Below are 18,289 nucleotides of genomic sequence, written 5' to 3'. Positions count from 1 at the left end.
CCCACGCTCTGCGTGGGAATGCCGCCACGGACGCTCCGCGTCCGCTGTGACGCAGAGCGTCACGGGATGCATTCCCACGCCGGAGCGTGGGAACGATCATGGATCAGCAGTGGTTACAGATCAGCCAGGGTCGAGACCAGAATCGCCTTGATCGTGTGCATGCGGTTTTCCGCTTGCTCGAAGGCGATGCAGGCAGGCGACTCGAACACGTCGTCGGTCACTTCGATGCCGTTTTTCAGGTGCGGATACTGCTCGGCAATCTGTTTGCCGACCTTGGTATCGCTGTTGTGGAACGCCGGCAGGCAGTGCATGAACTTGGTGCGCGGGTTGCCGGAGGCTTTCATCAGCTCGGCGTTGACCTGGTACGGCAGCAGTTGCTGGATACGCTCGGCCCAGGCTTCCACCGGCTCGCCCATCGACACCCAGACGTCGGTGTGAATAAAGTCGACGCCTTTGACCGCCGCTTTCGGGTCTTCAGTCAGGGTGATACGTGCGCCACTTTCTTCTGCATATTTGTGGCAACGCTCGACCAGATCATCCAGTGGCCACAGCGCTTTCGGTGCACAGATGCGCACGTCCATGCCGAGTTTGGCGCCGACCAGCAGCAGTGAGTTGCCCATGTTGTTGCGCGCATCGCCGAGGTAGGCGTAGCTGATTTCATGGATCGGCTTGTCGGCGTGTTCACGCATGGTCAGCACGTCGGCGATCATCTGCGTCGGGTGATATTCATCGGTCAGGCCGTTGAATACCGGCACACCGGCGAACTTGGCCAGCTCTTCGACGATTTCCTGTTTGAAGCCACGGTACTCGATGGCGTCGTACATGCGCCCCAGCACGCGGGCGGTGTCTTTCATGCTTTCTTTGTGGCCGATCTGCGACGAGTTCGGGTCGATGTAGGTGACGTTGGCGCCTTGGTCATAGGCCGCCACTTCGAACGCGCAACGGGTGCGGGTCGAGGTTTTTTCGAAGATCAGGGCGATGTTGTTGCCCTTCAGGTGTTGCTGCTCGGTGCCGGTGTACTTCGCGCGTTTGAGATCGCGGGACAGGTCGAGCAGGTAACGCAGCTCACGTGGGGTGTGGTGTTCCAGGCTGAGCAGGTTACGGTTGTGAATGTTGAACGCCATGATGATTCTCCTTGGATTCGGTAATCGGCCCGGCCGCTACGGGATGGGTGCGGCCGGGGAGATGGTCGTTTAGTAATCGATCGGGTCGCGGATGATCGGGCAGGTCATGCAGTGGCCACCGCCACGGCCTCGGCCTAGCTCACCGGCGCTGATGGTGATGACTTCCACGCCGGCCTTGCGCAGCAGGGTGTTGGTGTAGGTGTTGCGGTCGTAGCCGATGACCACGCCCGGTTCCACGGCCACCACGTTGTTGCCGTCGTCCCATTGCTCGCGTTCGGCGGCGAAGCTGTTGCCGCCGGTTTCCACCACGCGCAGCTTCGGCAGGTTGAGGGCTTTGGCCACGGTGTCGAGGAAAGTGCCTTCTTCGCGGCGGATGTCGATGCCGCCCTGCTTGCTTTCGTCAGGGCGCAGGGTGAACGCGACGATCTGATTCACTACTTCCGGGAAAATCGTCACCAGGTCGCGGTCGCAGAAGCTGAACACGGTGTCGAGGTGCATCGCGGCGCGGGACTTCGGCAGGCCGGCGACGATGACTTTTTCCACGGCTTTGTTCTTGAACAGGTTCAGCGCCAGTTGGCCGATGGCTTGGCGGGACGAGCGTTCGCCCATGCCGATCAACACCACGCCGTTGCCGATTGGCATCACGTCGCCGCCCTCAAGGGTGGAGCTGCCGTGATCCTTGTCCGGGTCGCCGTACCAGATTTCGAATTCGGCGTTGGTGAACTGCGGGTGGAATTTGTAGATGGCGGTGGTCAGCAGGGTTTCCTGACGACGCGCTGGCCAGTACATCGGGTTCAGTGTCACGCCGCCGTAGATCCAGCAAGTGGTGTCGCGGGTGAACTGGGTGTTCGGTAGCGGCGGCAGAATGAAGCTGGAGTGGCCAAGGAAGTCGCGGAACATCTGGATGGTCTTGCCGCCGAAACTGTCCGGCAGATCATCGGCGGATACGCCGCCAATCAGGAATTCGGCGATGTGCCGCGGCTCGAGGCTTTTCAGCCAGGACTTCACTTCATTGATCAGGCCCAGGCCCACCGAGTCGGCGGTGACCTTGCGCTCGAGAATCCAGTCCAGTGCCTCAGGGTTAGCGACGATGTCGGTCAGCAGGTTGTGCATTTCCAGCACATCGATACCGCGCTCACGCATCTTGGTGACGAAGTCGAAGTGGTCGCGCTTGGCCTGAGCCACCCAGAGCACGTCATCGAACAGCAGTTCATCGCAGTTGTTCGGGGTCAGCCGCTGATGGGCCAGACCTGGGGAGCACACCATGACTTTGCGCAGTTTGCCGGCTTCGGAATGGACGCCGTACTTAACTTTTTCCGTGGTCATTTCAGATCCTCCAGATAACAAATCAATCAGGGATTACAGAGTCAGGAAGCCGTCGTAGAGACCGTAGGCCGCCACCAGGGCACCCACGACCACTGCGGCGAAAATCAGCTTCTCGACGTTAGTGAAAATCGGTTGTTTGAGTTCCAGCTTGGCTTTGGCGAACAGGATCGCGCCAGGTGCGTAGAGCAGGGCCGACAGCAGCAAGTACTTGACCCCGCCGGCATACAGCAGCCACACCGCGTAGATCAGCGCGATGCCGCCGATAATCAGATCCTTGCGCCGTTCGGCCGCGAAGCCTTCGTAGCTCTCGCCGCGCACCGCCAGCAGCAGGGCGTAAGCCGCCGACCACAGGTACGGCACCAGAATCATCGAAGTGGCGAGGTAGATCAGCGACAGGTAGGTACTGGCCGAGAACAGCGTGATGATCAGGAAAATCTGCACCATCGCGTTGGTCAGCCACAGGGCGTTGACCGGTACGTGGTTGGCATTTTCCTTACGCAGGAACTCCGGCATGGTGTGGTCTTTGGCGGCGGCGAACATGATCTCCGCACACAGCAGCACCCACGACAGCAACGCCCCCAGCAAGGAGATGATCAGACCGACGCTGATCAGCACCGCGCCCCAGTGACCGACCACATGCTCAAGCACGGCGGCCATCGACGGGTTCTGCAGTTTCGCCAGTTCCGGTTGGGTCATGATGCCCAGCGACAGCACGTTCACCAGCACCAGAAACAGCAGCACGGTGATGAAGCCGATCACGGTGGCCTTACCGACGTCCGAGCGTTTTTCCGCGCGGGCCGAGAAGATGCTCGCGCCCTCGATGCCGATGAACACCCACACGGTGACCAGCATCATCTTGCGCACCTGGTTCATCACACTGCCCAGATCGGGATTTTTGATGCCCCAGATGTCGGCGGTGAAGATGTCCAGTTTGAAGGCGAACACCGCGATCAACACGAACAGCAGCAGCGGTACGACCTTGGCGACCGTGGTCACCAGGTTGATGAACGCCGCTTCCTTGATCCCGCGCAGCACCAGAAAGTGCACCGCCCACAACAGCACCGAGGCGCCAATCACCGCAGCAACGGTGTTGCCCTCACCGAAAACCGGAAAGAAATAGCCGAGGGTGCTGAACAGCAGAACGAAGTAACCGACGTTACCCAGCCAGGCGCTGATCCAGTAACCCCAAGCGGACGAGAAACCCATGTAATCGCCAAATCCGGCCTTGGCGTAGGCGTAGACGCCGCCGTCCAGGTCAGGCTTGCGATTGGCGAGGGTTTGAAAGACAAAAGCGAGGGTGAGCATGCCGACAGCGGTGATGGCCCAACCGATAAGTACCGCACCGACATCGGCGCTGGCGGCCATGTTTTGAGGCAAGGAGAATATCCCGCCACCGATCATTGAGCCGACTACCAATGCAACCAGTGCACCTAGTCGTAGTTTTCCGGGAGCTTCAGACATTTGCATGACTCCATTGCAGGAGAGAAGAGATCACAGCGTAGTTCTGTTGTCTGTTCAAACAGCTGACTTAGATCAGTGCATGGTCACATTCCATTGTTAATGAATGACTTAGGCTTCGACTGAAGGCATAAATATCCTGCCCGCAAGGCCCGTCCTAGAGGCGTTGTGGCTACATTGTTGGGAATGGCTATTATTACTTTCGAATTATGACGCTAGTTCTTTTTCAGCTTTTGGCAAATTTTCAGCCTCTGTTTTCAATACAGAATTGATTTATCAGGATCAGCGCACAAAACTGTCTTAACGTGCTAGGCGTTAGCGTCATCCGCTATATATAAACAGGCGTTAACTGGCGTTACCTGATAAACGTCATCTACCTTTATCCGTTTAGTTAATAGTTGTTACAAATGCACGCTCACCACACTTCAAAGGGAAACTGAAATGTCGCAACCGACGCAAAAGCTGCGATTAGGCGCGTTGATCGCCCTGGTGGTGGGTTCGATGATTGGCGGGGGGATTTTCTCGCTGCCGCAGAACATGGCGGCACGCGCCGATGCCGGGGCGATCCTGATCGGTTGGGGGATTACCGCGATCGGCATGCTGACTCTGGCGTTCGTCTTTCAGACCCTGGCCAATCGCAAACCCGAACTGGATTCCGGCGTGTATGCCTACGCCAAGGCCGGGTTTGGCGACTACATGGGCTTCTCGTCGGCGTGGGGTTACTGGATCAGTGCGTGGCTGGGCAACGTCGGTTATTTCGTCTTGCTGTTCAGCACCCTCGGTTACTTTTTTCCGGTGTTTGGCCAGGGCAATACGCCAATCGCCATCGGCTGCGCCTCGGTGCTGCTGTGGGCCGTGCATTTTCTGGTGATGCGCGGGATCAAGGAAGCGGCGCTGATCAATCAACTGACCACGGTGGCCAAAGTCGTACCGCTGATCATGTTCATCGTCATCGCGGCGGTGGCATTCAAGGCTGACATTTTTACCCGCGACATCTGGGGCACCAGCAACCCGAATTTCGGCGGGGTGATGGATCAGGTGCGCAACATGATGCTGGTCACGGTGTTCGTGTTCATCGGCATCGAAGGCGCCAGCGTGTACTCGGCGCGGGCGGAAAAACGCAGCGACGTCGGTCGCGCCACGGTCATCGGTTTTGTCGGCGTGCTGGCGCTGCTGGTGCTGGTCAACGTGTTGTCGCTGGGGATCATGAGCCAGCCGGAACTGGCGAATTTGCAGAACCCGTCGCTGGCGGCGGTGCTCGAGCACATCGTCGGGCCGTGGGGCGCGTTGCTGATCAGCATCGGGCTGGCGATTTCACTGCTCGGCGCGTTACTGTCCTGGGCGTTGCTGTGCGCGGAAATCCTCTTCGCCACGGCCAAGGACAAGACCATGCCGGCGTTCCTGAAAAAGGAAAACAAGAACCACGTGCCGGTCAATGCGTTGTGGCTGACCAACGCGATGATCCAGGTTTTCCTGTTGATCACGCTCTTTTCGGCGGGCACTTACACCAGCCTGATTTATCTGGCGTCGTCGATGATTTTGGTGCCGTACCTGTGGTCGGCGGCGTACGCGGTGTTGCTCAGTGGACGTGGCGAAACCTATGAGCATGCCTCGGCAGAGCGCACCAAGGATTTGCTGATCGGCGGCATCGCCCTGGGGTATGCGGTGTGGTTGCTGTACGCCGGCGGGGTGAAGTATTTGCTGTTGTCGGCGCTGTTGTATGCGCCGGGGGTGATCCTGTTTGCCAAGGCCAAGCATGAGGCGGGCGAGCCACTGTTCACCCATGTCGAGAAGGGCATTTTTACCTGCGTGGTCATCGGTGCGGGGCTGGCGGCTTATGGTTTGTACAGCGGTGTGCTGTCGTTGTGAGGTTGTCGCTTGAGTATCAGCCACCGTATGACTGGGCGGCGATGTTGGGGTTTCTCGCGGCGCGGGCGGTGGTCGGGATGGAGGTTGTGGTTGAGGGTGTGTACTCGCGCAGCATCGGGTTGAACGGTGTTCACGGTACGGTTTCGGTGTGGCTTGGGACGGCGGATGCGCTGGAGGTCGAGCTGGACTTTCCTGATCCGGCAGCCGTGCCCGAGATCGTTGTCAGGTTGCGGCGGATGTTTGATCTGGATGCTGATGTGGCGTTGATGCAAGCGCATCTGGCGAATGATCCGTTGCTGGCGCGATTGATTGCCGAGCGCGCGGGGTTGCGGATTCCCGGTGCGTGGGATGGGTTGGAGTTGGCGTTTCGCGCGGTGCTTGGGCAGCAGATTACGGTGGTGGCGGCGATTCGTCTGGCGGGGAAACTGGTGGCGCAATATGGCGCGCCGCTGGTATCCACAGTGCCCGGATTGATGCATGTGTTTCCCGAGGCACACGTGTTGGCAGCGGCAGATCTGGCGGCGCTGGGCATGCCGAAAAGTCGTGGGCGCACGCTGTCGGGCGTCGCACAGGCATTGCTGGATGAGCCTTCTTTATTTGAACCGAATCGCGAGGGCGGCGTGGCGCGGTTGTTGGCGTTGCACGGGATTGGCGAGTGGACAGCGCAGTACATTGCGTTGCGGCAGTTGCGCGATCTGGACGGGTTTCCCACCGGCGATGTCGGGTTGTTACGGGCGTTGGAAGTGCTGGAAGGGCAGCGACCAAACGCTCGGGAATTGTCTTTGCGGGCCGAGGCCTGGCGGCCTTATCGAGGGTATGCGGCGCAGCTGTTGTGGACCTCTTTGAGCCGGGCAGATTGATACATCATCGCTCGGCCTGAAATTGCAGCCCTCACCCCAGCCCTCTCCCGGAGGGAGAGGGGGCCGACCGAGGTGTCTTGTGTTGTACATCGACCTGAAAGACCGAGTCGATTATGGATTCACAGCCGATCGTTCAAGTCGGTGCATCTCTTCAATATCCCCCAATCAGTCTCTCTCCCGGAGGGAGAGGGGGCCGACCGAGGTGTATTGCGTTGTCCATCGACCTGAAAGACCGAGTCGATTATGGATTCAGCGCCAATCGTTCAAGTCGGTGAATCTCTCGAATATCCCCGAATCAGTCTCTCTCCCCGGAGGGAGAGGGGCCGACTGAGGTGTGTTGCGCTGTGCATCGACCTGCAAGACCGAGTCGATTAGGGGGGCAGCGCCAAGCGTTCAAGTCGGTGAATCTCTCGAATATCCCCCAATCAGTCTCTCTCCCGGAGTGAGAGGGGCCGACCGAGGTGTCCTGCGTTTTACATCGACCTGAAAGACCGAGTCGATTATGGATTCACAGCCGATCGTTCAAGTCGGTGCATCTCTTCAATATCCCCCAATCAGTCTCTCTCCCGGAGGGAGAGGGGGCCGTCCGAGGTGTCCTGCGTTTTACATCGACCTGAAAGACCGAGTCGATTATGGATTCAGCGCCAATCGTTCAAGTCGGTGAATCTCTCGAATATCCCCCAATCAGTCTCTCTCCCGGAGGGAGAGGGGGCCGACCGAGGTGTATTGCGTTGTCCATCGACCTGAAAGACCGAGTCGATTATGGATTCAGCGCCAATCGTTCAAGTCGGTGCATCTCTCGAATATCCCCCAATCAGTCTCTCTCCCGGAGGGAGAGGGGGGGCCGACCGAGGTGTATTGCGTTGTCCATCGACCTGAAACAGTGAGTCGATTACGGATTCACCGACATTCGTTCAAGTCGGTGAATCTCTTCAATATCCCCCAATCAGTCCCCTCTCCCTCTGGGAGAGGGTTAGGGTGAGGGGCTTTTAATTCCACTGTGGTCGATGGGAACCCAATTCTGTAGCCGGAAACGCCCACTGAATCGGCGTGCCGCTGATCTTCACCGGCACCTGCAAACGATGCGCCGGTCCCCACGGAGTCTGCTCTATTGACGTGCTCTGATCCTGTTCATCCTTGACGCGCAACGCTTGCGTTGTCCCCGGTCCATGCTCGATCAACAACTTCGCCGTCCGCGCCAGCGACAATCGCGCCGAGCCCGCTCGGCCATTCGCCAACCGCTCAGTCAGCAACCTGAGCGCACTCGCCGCCATAAGGTACCCGGTCGCATGATCCAGCGCCTGCACCGGCAACGGTGTCGGCTTTTCAGCCTGCTGCCAGCGCTGCCCGGCCTCGGCAATGCCGCTGCTCATCTGCACCAGACTGTCGAAACCGCGGCGGTTCTGCCACGGGCCGCTCCAGCCGTAAGCGTTGAGACCGACATCGATCAGGCCCGGTGCCAGTTGCCGGCGGCGTTCGGCGCCGAAACCAAGTTTCTCCAGCGCATCGGCGCGGTAACCGTGCAGCAAAATGTCGGCGTCTTTCAACAATCCTTCGAACACCGCGCGATCCGCCGGATCATGCAGGTTAAGCCGCGCGCAGCGTTTGCCGAGGGTCATTTCCGGAACGACACCAGGCTCATTCCAGGTCGGGGAATCGATGCGCAATACATCGGCGCCAAGGCCGGCGAGAAAACGGCTGGCAGTGGGGCCGGCGAGCACGCGCGTCAGATCCAGCACCTTGATCCCGGCCAACGGTTGCGTCACCGAGCCTTGCCACGCTTGGCTGTGTTCATCTTGCGAATCGAGGAAATGCACCAGCGGCTCGGCATTCACCGCGAGCCCCTGCGGATGAGTCTGCCACTGTGCCCAGCTGCGCATTTCGGCGGCGCAACCCTTGGCGTCGACCACCGCTTGCTCCAGATCCGTACTCGCCCATCGCGCGACTTTTACCGCCATCGCGGCACGGTCGGCGCAGGCACCGAGCACACGCTCAGCGGCAGCGCGGTGATGTGGGGCGTTGGTGTGCAGGCGGATCCAGCCATCGCGAGTCTGATAATCCCCTGCGACTGGATCCCACAGTGGCGGAACTTGCCAGCCGATGGGACGGATTGATGTGGCGAACCAGAACGAGGCCAATCGACGATCGACTTCAACGGCAGGTCGCTGGCCGGTCTGCTGTTCGATCAATTGGCTAACGGCCTGACCGGCAGCGGCCATGCTGGCGCAGGCAAGCTCAGTGACGGCGAACGTCGAGGGCAGAGCGCCTTGCTCGGTGAAAGTAATCGGCGTGCGGGGCAAGCCGAGTGCGGCTTGAATGGACGTGAGCAAATCAGTCATCGAAGGCCCTCCGGAGCGAGAGGGCGATGATAGTGCAAAAGAATGTCGGGTTAGATGAAAACGCCAGCGGGTGAACACTTACCCCTGTGGGAGCGAGCCTGCTCGCGAAAGCGGTGAATCAGTCACATCAGTGTTGAATGTGCTGCCGTCTTCGCGAGCAGGCTCGCTCCCACAGGTATTTTTGCGGTTTGCTAGACGCGGAACTGATCCATCAGTTTCATCTGCTGACTGGCCAGGGCATTGAGCTGGCTGCTGATCGCTGCCGACTCAGTGGCTTGCTCGGTCAGCGTCTCGGTGACGGTCCGAATCGCCGAGACATTGCGATTGACCTCTTCCGCCACCGCACTCTGCTGCTCAGCCGCGCTGGCAATCTGCAAGTTCATGTCGCTGATCACCGTCACCGCATCGCTGATCTTGCCCAGCGCATCCACCGCCTGACGAATCTGCCCGGCGTTGTTGTGCGCCTGGGTCTGGCTCGAATGCATGGTCGCGACCACGCCACGGGTGCCGGTCTGAATCTTTTCGATGACTATGCGAATTTCTTCCACCGAATCCTGCGTGCGCTTGGCGAGGTTGCGTACTTCGTCGGCAACCACGGCAAAACCACGGCCACTCTCACCGGCACGGGCGGCTTCAATCGCCGCGTTGAGGGCGAGCAGGTTGGTCTGTTCGGCGATGCTGCGGATCACCTCCAGTACCGAGCCGATCTGTTCGCTGTTGACCGCCAGTGCTTCAACCTCAGTCACTGCCTTGCTGACTTCATCGGCCAGTTGGTTGATGTCGCGGGTGCTGCGTTCGATGATCGACATGCCGTCCTTGGCCGACTGATCGGCACCTTTCGCGGCATTGGCGGCGTTCGATGCGCTGTTGGCGACGTCGTGGGCGGTGGCGCTCATTTCGTTGGAGGCAGTGGCGACCTGGTCGATCTCGCGGAACTGCACCTGCATGCCTTCGCTGGTCTGTCGGGCGATTTCCGAAGACTGGTCGGCGGTGCCGCGTGCTTCGGTGATGCTCTGCTTGATCTGCGCGATAGTCGGTTGCAGCTTGTCGAGGAAGCGGTTGAACCAGTTCACCAGTTCGCCCAGTTCATCCTGCTTGCTGTAGTTCAGACGTTGGGTCAGATCGCCTTCGCCGCTGGCGATGTTCTTCAGCATCTCGGCGACGCTGTTGATCGGGCGGGTGACGCCGGACGCGGTCAGCCAGATCAGCAACAGGCCAATCAAACCGGCGACTACAGCAACCAGCAGCGCCGTGATCACACCGGTTTCCTGAGCATCATCGAGCACCGCTTGCAGCTTGACGGAGTCAGCCAGCAGTACTTGTTTCGGCAAGTCGATGACCACGCCCCAGGCGCGCGAGTTACCAATTGGATCGACTGGGTAAACGGCGCGAATCAAATCACCTTGTTCAAGAATCTTCGGTGTGCCGGAGCTCAGCAGTTGCAGCACATCCTTGCCATCGGCGCCGAGGGTGTCGCTGATTTTCTTGCCGACCTTGGTCGCGTCGGAACTGTCGGCAGCGAGCACGCCGCTGCCGGAGACGATCAGCATATGCCCGGCGTTGTTGAACAGATTGCGCTGGGAATCCACGGCCGCCGCTTGCAGGGCATCGAGGGCAATGTCGACACCGACCACGCCGATGGCTTTACCGTCGACGATCAACGGCACGGAAATGGTCGTCATGAGCATTTCCTTGCCGCCGACGGTGTCGGCATACGGGTCGAGCAGGCAGGTGCGCTTGGCATTGCGAGGGCAGGTGTACCAGCTGTTGTAGGGCGTGCCGCTAACGCTGAGGGTGGTTTTGGTCAGGTCTTCTTCGACCATGATGGTGTTCAGCGAGGCGCCGGCGGCGCGGCTCCAGTACGTGGCGAAGCGCCCGGCTTCATTGGACTGGCGAGCGGCATCGTTGGCGAATTCGCTGTCCTTGCCGTCGAGAGCGTTCGGTTCGAAAGCGAGCCAGATGCCGAGCACTTTATCGTTGCGCTCAAAAGCGGTTTTCAGGCTCAGGTTCAACTCTTCACGCAAGGCGCCGGCGTCCAGCGAACGCTTGGCGGCCATGACGCGCATATCCTTGATCTGGTCAGCCACGGCCGTGATCACCGTCAGGCTTTCGCCGAAGGTTTTCTGCACCCGCACGGCTTGTTCGGCGGCTTTGGCTTGCAACAGATTCTGCACGCTGGCGGTGAGCAACTGGTTGCTGGAGTTGCTGACCAGTTCGTCGTTCTGGTTGGTCTGGTAGATGTTCATGCCGACGATCAGCGCAACCACACCGAGCAGGCACAGGCCGGAGAGCAGAACGATTTTCAGGCGAATGGACAGAGCGTCGAACATGGGGCGATCTCGCGAATGAATAAACGGGTGGCAGTCGGGCAGGAACTACCCGGTTCGCCAAGTCCATTCAGCGCCATTCAATGCTCATCGGCGTGGAAGCAGAGGGCATGAGGCGCGTGCCGACGGACGGTCAGCGCTAAACGTTTGCGCAGGGGAAAGTGCTGAAAAAGCGAATAATTACAGGGATGTTTCAGTGTGAAGACGGGTCAGTACAGACCCGTATGGTTTCCGGGCGCGACCAGATCCACAGATTGCCCAGGCTCATCCCGGCGATTGCCAGATAGACCGGCCAGCCGTGGTCGAGCATCACCAGCATTAAAGTCGCGCAGAGCAACATGCTCACCGTTGCACTGACCTTGGCCTTGCGCGCGATGATCTTGCCGTTGCGCCAGTTGCTCAGGATCGGCCCGAACAAGCGATGGTTTTCCAGCCAGGCACTCAAACGCGGCGAACTGCGGGTCGCGGCCCAGGCGGCGAGGAGGATGAACTCGGTGGTCGGCAGGCCGGGCACGACGATGGCGATCAGGCCGATGCCGAGGCTGACGTAGGCCAAGAGGCCGAACAGCACGCGGGCGAGTTTCGAGGAGGCGGGTTGCGGCATGGGCTACGCGGTGGCTTCTGAAGCGGAATGGAGATCTTACAGGCTTACGCAGTTCCCCTGTAGGAGTGAGCCTGCTCGCGATAGCGGTGTATCAGTCGACATTCATATTGAATGACATGACGCCATCGCGAGCAGGCTCACTCCTACAGGGTATGTGTGTTGCTTCAGGCCAGTTCGGCTTCAGTGGCGTAAGCCTGTTCCAGCAGCACGGTGAAGCGGTTGAACGCGTCGATCGCACCTTGCTCGACTTCAGCTTCTTCTTCAGCGCTGAACTGCAGCGAATCGAGGGTGCGCACGAAGCTTTTCCAGCCTTCGGCACGGCCACCTTCAGGCTCGCCGAGGTGACGGGCACCAAAGGTTTCGCTCAGCTCCAGGGCCACGGCGCGTTTGATCAGGAACGCCGCACCGAGCTTCGAACCTTCGGAAACAAAGATCCAGCCCAGCGCACGAGCCTTGCTCGGATTTTTCACCGCGCCTGCGACCGGTGCCGGCACTTCAGTGTCGAGGTCGGCAAGGTCAGCCTTGGCCGCTTCAGCGCGGCAACGCGCCGGCAGATCCGGGACGATCGCAGTCAATTCTGCATCGTTGTACAGATCGACCAGTTCCGACTGGAACAGGTACTGCGCGACGACGAAACGAGCGAAATTGGCGCGGGTCTCGAACGGCGCGTGGGCTTTGACCAGGGCGTCGAGCTTGCTGTGCGGCTCATGGGTGATCTGGTTCAGGCGTTGTGAACGCAGGGCTTTTTCCGAAGTGGTCATGACATGTCCTTGATAAAAGAGGCGCTTGATAACGAGACGAACAAGGCGACGTGCAAGCGTAAAAAAACCTCACTGCGCAGTGCCTGAAAACGCGCAGTGAGGTTGGCCGGATCAGATGTCCCAGATCAGGTTGATCGCAAAGTTGCGGCCCGGTTGGGTCAGGCGATCGAGGTTGGCCGGCTGCGTCACCGAGGCTTCGCCGACGCTGTCGTAACCGCGCACGTCATCCCACAGCCAGTATTTCTTGTCGGTCAGGTTGTAGATGCCGCCGCTGACGGTGACGTCGTCGGTGACTTTGTAATAACCGGCCAGATCCAGAATGCCGAAGCCCGGCGTCTTGAACTGGCTGCTGACGCCATCCGGCGACTTGAAGTTGCTGTCGTCGACGCGATCCTTTTTCTTCACCACAGTCCAGCTCAGCAGACCGCCGTAATTGTCCTGGTCGTAACCCAGACCGAACACGCCGGTCAGCGGGTTGACGCTGTTGATCGGCTCGCCGTTGTCGTTGTTGCGACCGTAGGCGTAGGCGATAGAACCTTGGGTGTAGAGGCCTTGCGGCGCGCCGAACGCATCCAGATTCAGACGACCTTTGACTTCCGCACCCTTGATGGTGGCGTGCTTGATGTTGGCCGACTGGAAGGTCAGCTCGTTGCGGCCCGGGGTCACGGCGTCTTCGTTAATGAAATCGCGGTACTTGTTGTAGAACACCGCTACGTCGAACGAACCGTGTTCGAAGTTGCCGCGCAGACCGGTTTCATAGCTTTTGCTTTTTTCCGGTTCGAGGTCCGGGTTCGGCGCCACGCTGTAACCAGTGGTGGTGTTTTCGAAGCGGCCGTACAGGGCTTTCGCGGTCGGGGTGCGGAAGCCTTCGGCGTACTGACCGTACCAGGTGTAGTTCTCGGTCAGGGCGTAGGTCAGGCCGAATTTCGGCGAGACTTTGTGCCAGGTCTTGTTCTCGTCGCTGACCGTGCCTTGGCCGTCCGCCGCCACGGTGTTGAGGAATTCCTGAGTGATGTGCGGCTTGAGCTGGGTGTAGTCGTAGCGCAGGCCCGGCAGGAAGGTCCAGTTGTTCCAGCTGATCTGATCCTGAGCAAACACGCTGTAGGTGTTGATGGTCGGGTCCGGGAAGTCGGTGGCCTTGGCCAGCACGTCAGCGGTGCTGGTCGCACCAATGGCGGTGCAGCCGCGACCGACGGCTAGGCAGGTGCCGTCGCCGCTGCGCGAGCCGGTGACTTTCTGCTGCTTGATGGTGGTGCCGTAAGTCAGCACGTGATCGGTGGCGCCGATGGCGAACGCCTTGTCCAGTTGCGCATCGAAGACCCACTGCTTTTCTTCGTAAATCGTGTCGCGAGTACGCAGCACTTTACGGGTGATCGGGTAGTAGAACTCGGTGGTGCTCTGGTCAGTCTTGGCGATCTGGTGGTTGAGGCTCCACTTCACGTTATCGACCAGCAGGCTGTCGAGGGCGAACGAGTGTTCGATGCCGATACGTTCACGGGTGATGGTGTCGTTACCGGTGCGCCACTGATACATGCCGCCGGGCAACACGCTGTCGGGGATGGTCGGGGCGCCGTTGAAGTACGGGCCGCCGTAGGCACTTTTCTGATCGGTGTCGCGATCATCCTTGTACTTTTCGTAGGTCAGGCCCAGACGCGAATCTTCGTTGTAGTTCCAGCCGATCTTGGCCAGCACGTTGTAGGCGTTGACATCCTCCGGGTTGGCGGCGGTGCGCTCAAGGCCAGTGCCATTGTTGCTGCCATAGGAATCGGTTTCGTGACCGTCGCGCTGGCTGTAGTGCAGCAGGCCGTCGAACTGGTCAGCGCGGCCGGCCACGGTGGCGGACTTCAGCCAGCTGTCATCGGCGGAGCTGTAACCGGTTTTCAGGCGCGCACCGACATCTTTGCCCGGCTTGATGATGTCGTCGGCATCGAGGGTGTAATAGCTGACGGCGCCGCCGATGGCGTTGCTGCCGTACAGCACCGAGGCCGGACCACGGAGGATTTCCACGCGTTTGACGATTTCCGGGTCAACGTAGTTGCGCTGGGTCTTGGCGTACGGGCCGTTGAAGAAACCGTCCGGGACTTCGACGCCGTCGACTTGCGTCAGGATGCGGTCGCCGTCGATGCCGCGAATGTTATAGCCGCTGATACCGCCACGCTGACCGGCGCCGCCGACGGAAACGCCCGGCTCGTAACGCACCAGATCCTTGATGGTGTTGACGTTGTTGCGGTCCAGATCCTGGCGGGTCTGCACGGTGACAGTGGCCGGCACGCTATTGACCGACTGCTCCTGACGGGTGGCGCTGATGGTCACCTGATCGAGGTTGAGTGTGCCGCTGTTGTTGCGCTTTTCCAGCACCACATTGTTGTTGCTGATTTTGCGGAAGCTCAGGTTGGTCCCCACCAACAGACGCTCCAGGGCTTTTTCTGGGGGCAACGAGCCACGCACACCCGGCGACGACACGCCCTGACCCAGTTCTGCCGGCAAGCCGACCTGCCAACCGGTCACGGCGGTGAAGGCATTGAGTGCCGACACCAGCGGCTGCTGGCCGATGGCGAACGAGTAATCGCCCATGTTTCGCGTCGGTTGCTCAGTGGCCGCCATCACCGGTGCAGTGCCGGCCATCAGAATGGCCGCGGTCAGCAGCGACAATACGCGGGAAGGGGAGGAAGTCTGGCGGGTAAGGCGTGAGGACATCGATAGCGCTCCGTGTCGCACGAATCTTTATAGGGCTGATTGGCTTCGCGTGTTGCGAATCAATTGCATTGGCTATAACGAGACGTACTGACGTTGGCTATCGAGTAAAAATAATTCTCATTTAGTTCAGGATGACCACGGCGGGGAATTCTTTCAGTTGCGCCGAGGTGATCTGAGCGAGGGAACGAACCACGTCGAGCGGCTGATCGAGACGGTAATTGCCGGTCACGGCAACGTCCGCCAGTTGCTCGTTGGTGTTGATGATCCAGCCTGGATAGTAGCGGCGCAATTCGGCCAGCACCTGATTAAGCGGGCAGTTCTCGAACACCAGTCGGCCCTGCACCCAGGCCAGATCGGTGTTGGCGTCGAGTTTGGCCGGGCGGTCGAAACCGTTGGGACCGATGCGGATGCTCTCGCCGGCAGTCAGACGCACGCGGGCGTCGTTGTGCGTGGCGCGCAAATCGACATCGCCGCGCTGCACATTGACCTGCGCGACGCCATCGAGATAACGCACGGCGAACGCGGTATCGCGCACGCTGGCAGTGACTGGCCCGGCATCGATTTCCAGCGGTTGACTGCGGCCACTGGCGATCTCGAAAAACGCTTCGCCCTGAAACAACCGGGCAACGCGCTGTTGATCGTTGATGGTGCTGGAGAATGCCGAATTGGTATTGAGCAGGACTTTCGAGCCGTCTTCCAATTGCAGGCGCTGACGCTCGCCAACCACCGTGAGGTGATCGGCCTGAAGGCGCATCGGCAGATTACTGAAACTGAACAAGCCAAGGATCAGCACCGCGGCGGTGGCCAGCGGTTTCCAGTGCGGACGCAGACGCTTGAGGAAGGTGACTTTCGCAGGTTTCGCCGCCAGGCTTTGTGCGCACAGGGCGACTTGCGGGCCGTCCCAGATCGCCTGGGCCTTGGCGAACGTTTCGGCATTCAACGGATCGGCCGCCAGCCAGGCATGGAACTGCCGGGTCTGCTCCTCGTCCGGGCTGCCGAGCACGATGAGCCAGTCCAAAGCCTGGTCCATTGCGTTTGCAGCGTCCTGCACCGAATCCGGCGAAGGCGAGCGGTGGGTGTCCGTCACGGTGTTTCCTCGGGCTTCTGGCGAAGCAGTTTCTAGCGTCAAGCTGCGAGCTGCAAGCCAGATGCGTGTACTGCTTTTCGTTTTTACTTGGAGCTTGAAGCTTACAGCTTGCCGCTGCTGTCGTGTCGTTCAGCGACACCGATGCAAATGCTCATGATCAGCTTCAGTTCTTTCTGTACGGTGCTGAGGGAAACATTCAGTTCGTCAGCGATTTCCTGATAACTGTTCCCGTGCAAACGGCTGAGGATGAAAATCTGCTGCTGGCGGGGGCTGAGTTGACTGAGGCTCACGTTCAAGCGCTCCAGCATCTGTTCGGCGTGGGCGGCATCTTCGGCGCTGCTGGCGGGGGCGGCGACGCTGTGCACGACATCCTGCGGCACATCATCGACCATGGTGCGCGAGTGGATCTTGCGCGCGCGCAAATGATCCAGCGCCAGATTGCGCGCGGTCTGGAAGACAAAAGGTTCGAGGTGATCGATGGCCCGCTCGCTCAACGCCCGCGTCACGCGCAGGTAGGTCTCCTGCAGCAGGTCTTCAGCGGTGCTGTGATTGTTGACCATCCGTTCCAGCGTGCGCAGCAAGGACGTGCGCTGGGTGAGGAAGACGTGGTTGAAGCGCGATTGACTCACGGGAGGACCTGATCGATTTCAAGCGAATGATAATGCTTATCATCTAGTTGAATGGTCAAGCCCTGATTTCAAATACAGCACAAAACCCCTGTAGGAGTGAGCCTGCTCGCGATAGCGGTCGATCAGCCACAACATCTGTGACTGACAGATAGCAATCGCGAGCAGGCTCACTCCTACAAAAAGCAGGGAGTTATTCGGCGTTACACAGCGCCAGGCAGTTATCCAGCATGCGGTTGGAGAAGCCCCACTCGTTGTCATACCAGGCCAGCACTTTCAGCAGTTTGCCGCTGGATTTGGTGTGGTTGGCGTCGAAGATCGACGACAGCGGGTTATGGTTGAAGTCGCTGGACACCAGCGGCAGGGTATTGAAGCCGAGAATCTTCGAGTGTTGGCTGGCGGCTTTCATCAGCGCGTTGACTTCCTCGGCGCTGGCTTCTTTTTTCAGCTGTACGGTCAGGTCCACCAGCGACACATTGATCACCGGCACCCGCACGGCCATGCCGGTCAGTTTGCCCGCCAGTTCCGGCAACACCAGGCCCACCGCTTCAGCAGCGCCGGTCTTGCTCGGGATCATGTTCTGCGTGGCCGAACGCGCGCGGTACGGGTCGGTGTGATAGACGTCAGTCAGGTTCTGATCGTTGGTGTAGGCATGAATGGTGGTCATCAAGCCGCTCTCAATGCCCAGCTCACGGTGCAGCACCTGCGCCACCGGTGCCAGGCAGTTGGTGGTGCACGAAGCGTTGGAGATGATCTGGTGCGACTGGCGCAGAATGTCGTGGTTCACACCGTAAACAACGGTGGCGTCGGCACCTTTGGCCGGAGCGGAGATGATCACTTTGCGTGCGCCGGCAGTAATATGTGCGGCCGCTTTGGCGCGATCGGTAAAGAGACCGGTGCATTCGAACACCACATCAATCTTTTCCGCCGCCCATGGCAACTCGGCCGGGTTGCGAATCGCGCTGACCGCAATGCGGTCGCCGTTGACGGTCAGACTTTCGTTGTCATGCTCGACTTGCGCGTCGAACGTGCCGTGAACGGTGTCGTATTTGAGCAGATGAGCATTGATCGAGCTGTCGCCGAGATCGTTGATGGCGACGATCTGCAAATCCTGTCGATAGCCTTGGGTATACAGTGCGCGCAGGACATTACGGCCGATGCGGCCAAAACCATTGATTGCGATTCGAAGAGTCATGGAACAGCGCCGCCGT

Annotated in this window: 12 protein-coding genes and 2 pseudogenes; 2 read left to right on the top strand and 12 right to left on the bottom strand. The window is 59.7% G+C overall.

The window, feature by feature from the left end:
- Positions 1–113: 113 nt before the first annotated feature.
- The 3 genes from CKW17_RS20605 to arcD (CKW17_RS20595) all read right to left on the bottom strand — a co-directional run bounded on the left by CKW17_RS20605 (position 114) and on the right by arcD (CKW17_RS20595) (position 3,911).
- Positions 114–1,124, bottom strand: a complete 1,011-nt coding sequence (locus CKW17_RS20605) for an ornithine carbamoyltransferase (RefSeq protein WP_008086805.1) — start codon at positions 1,122–1,124, stop codon at positions 114–116.
- Positions 1,125–1,193: 69 nt separating this feature from the next.
- The gene (arcA, locus tag CKW17_RS20600; protein WP_095121301.1) at positions 1,194–2,450 is read right to left on the bottom strand and encodes an arginine deiminase; all 1,257 of its coding nucleotides are present in this window, start codon (positions 2,448–2,450) and stop codon (positions 1,194–1,196) included.
- A 33-nt stretch (positions 2,451–2,483) separates the two neighbouring features.
- The gene (arcD, locus tag CKW17_RS20595; RefSeq protein ID WP_095121300.1) at positions 2,484–3,911 is read right to left on the bottom strand and encodes an arginine-ornithine antiporter; all 1,428 of its coding nucleotides are present in this window, start codon (positions 3,909–3,911) and stop codon (positions 2,484–2,486) included.
- 438 nt (positions 3,912–4,349) lie between these two features.
- Between arcD (CKW17_RS20595) and arcD (CKW17_RS20590) the strand changes: the two genes are divergently transcribed.
- Complete coding sequence (gene arcD / locus CKW17_RS20590; RefSeq protein WP_095121298.1) at positions 4,350–5,777, top strand: arginine-ornithine antiporter; 1,428 nt, start codon at positions 4,350–4,352, stop codon at positions 5,775–5,777.
- A complete protein-coding gene (locus CKW17_RS20585) occupies positions 5,774–6,637 on the top strand; it encodes a DNA-3-methyladenine glycosylase (RefSeq protein WP_095121296.1) in 864 nt (287 codons plus the stop codon). Before arcD (CKW17_RS20590) ends, CKW17_RS20585 begins: the two co-directional genes overlap by 4 nt.
- Positions 6,638–7,626: 989 nt before the next feature.
- On the opposite strand, the gene CKW17_RS20580 is transcribed toward CKW17_RS20585, so the two are convergent.
- The 9 genes and pseudogenes from CKW17_RS20580 to gap form a co-directional block, all read right to left on the bottom strand.
- Positions 7,627–8,976: a CoA transferase gene (locus tag CKW17_RS20580; RefSeq protein WP_095121294.1), complete on the bottom strand. Its 1,350-nt coding sequence runs from the start codon at positions 8,974–8,976 to the stop codon at positions 7,627–7,629.
- Between the two features lie 191 nt (positions 8,977–9,167).
- Positions 9,168–9,695, bottom strand: a pseudogene (locus CKW17_RS30855) (methyl-accepting chemotaxis protein); the annotation flags it as partial.
- A 378-nt stretch (positions 9,696–10,073) separates the two neighbouring features.
- A pseudogene (locus CKW17_RS30850) lies at positions 10,074–11,033 on the bottom strand (cache domain-containing protein); the annotation flags it as partial.
- Between the two features lie 463 nt (positions 11,034–11,496).
- Positions 11,497–11,907 (bottom strand): YbaN family protein, encoded by a 411-nt coding sequence (locus CKW17_RS20570; protein WP_095121292.1) that lies wholly within the window; start codon positions 11,905–11,907, stop codon positions 11,497–11,499.
- A gap of 164 nt (positions 11,908–12,071) precedes the next feature.
- A complete protein-coding gene (locus tag CKW17_RS20565) occupies positions 12,072–12,668 on the bottom strand; it encodes a biliverdin-producing heme oxygenase (RefSeq protein ID WP_016983709.1) in 597 nt (198 codons plus the stop codon).
- Positions 12,669–12,779: 111 nt separating this feature from the next.
- A complete protein-coding gene (locus CKW17_RS20560) occupies positions 12,780–15,365 on the bottom strand; it encodes a TonB-dependent receptor (RefSeq protein ID WP_095121290.1) in 2,586 nt (861 codons plus the stop codon).
- A gap of 121 nt (positions 15,366–15,486) precedes the next feature.
- Positions 15,487–16,452, bottom strand: a complete 966-nt coding sequence (locus CKW17_RS20555; protein ID WP_095121289.1) for a FecR domain-containing protein — start codon at positions 16,450–16,452, stop codon at positions 15,487–15,489.
- Between the two features lie 101 nt (positions 16,453–16,553).
- Complete coding sequence (locus CKW17_RS20550; protein WP_095121288.1) at positions 16,554–17,081, bottom strand: RNA polymerase sigma factor; 528 nt, start codon at positions 17,079–17,081, stop codon at positions 16,554–16,556.
- Between the two features lie 190 nt (positions 17,082–17,271).
- Entirely contained in the window at positions 17,272–18,273 is a 1,002-nt protein-coding gene (gap, locus tag CKW17_RS20545; RefSeq protein ID WP_034153396.1) for a type I glyceraldehyde-3-phosphate dehydrogenase, read from the bottom strand.
- Positions 18,274–18,289 lie beyond the last annotated feature (16 nt).

Source organism: Pseudomonas sp. Irchel s3f10 (assembly GCF_900187515.1).
GTDB lineage: Bacteria > Pseudomonadota > Gammaproteobacteria > Pseudomonadales > Pseudomonadaceae > Aquipseudomonas > Aquipseudomonas tensinigenes.
Note: the sequence above shows the minus strand (reverse complement) of the source record. Positions and strands in the feature narration are given on the sequence as shown.

Coding starts and splice junctions, on each gene's coding strand:
- CKW17_RS20605 (WP_008086805.1), bottom strand. CDS start 1,124: ATGGCGTTCAACATTCACAACCGTAACCTGCTCAGCCTGGAACACCAC.
- arcA (WP_095121301.1), bottom strand. CDS start 2,450: ATGACCACGGAAAAAGTTAAGTACGGCGTCCATTCCGAAGCCGGCAAA.
- arcD (WP_095121300.1), bottom strand. CDS start 3,911: ATGTCTGAAGCTCCCGGAAAACTACGACTAGGTGCACTGGTTGCATTG.
- arcD (WP_095121298.1), top strand. CDS start 4,350: ATGTCGCAACCGACGCAAAAGCTGCGATTAGGCGCGTTGATCGCCCTG.
- CKW17_RS20580 (WP_095121294.1), bottom strand. CDS start 8,976: ATGACTGATTTGCTCACGTCCATTCAAGCCGCACTCGGCTTGCCCCGC.
- CKW17_RS20570 (WP_095121292.1), bottom strand. CDS start 11,907: ATGCCGCAACCCGCCTCCTCGAAACTCGCCCGCGTGCTGTTCGGCCTC.
- CKW17_RS20565 (WP_016983709.1), bottom strand. CDS start 12,668: ATGACCACTTCGGAAAAAGCCCTGCGTTCACAACGCCTGAACCAGATC.
- CKW17_RS20560 (WP_095121290.1), bottom strand. CDS start 15,365: ATGTCCTCACGCCTTACCCGCCAGACTTCCTCCCCTTCCCGCGTATTG.
- gap (WP_034153396.1), bottom strand. CDS start 18,273: ATGACTCTTCGAATCGCAATCAATGGTTTTGGCCGCATCGGCCGTAAT.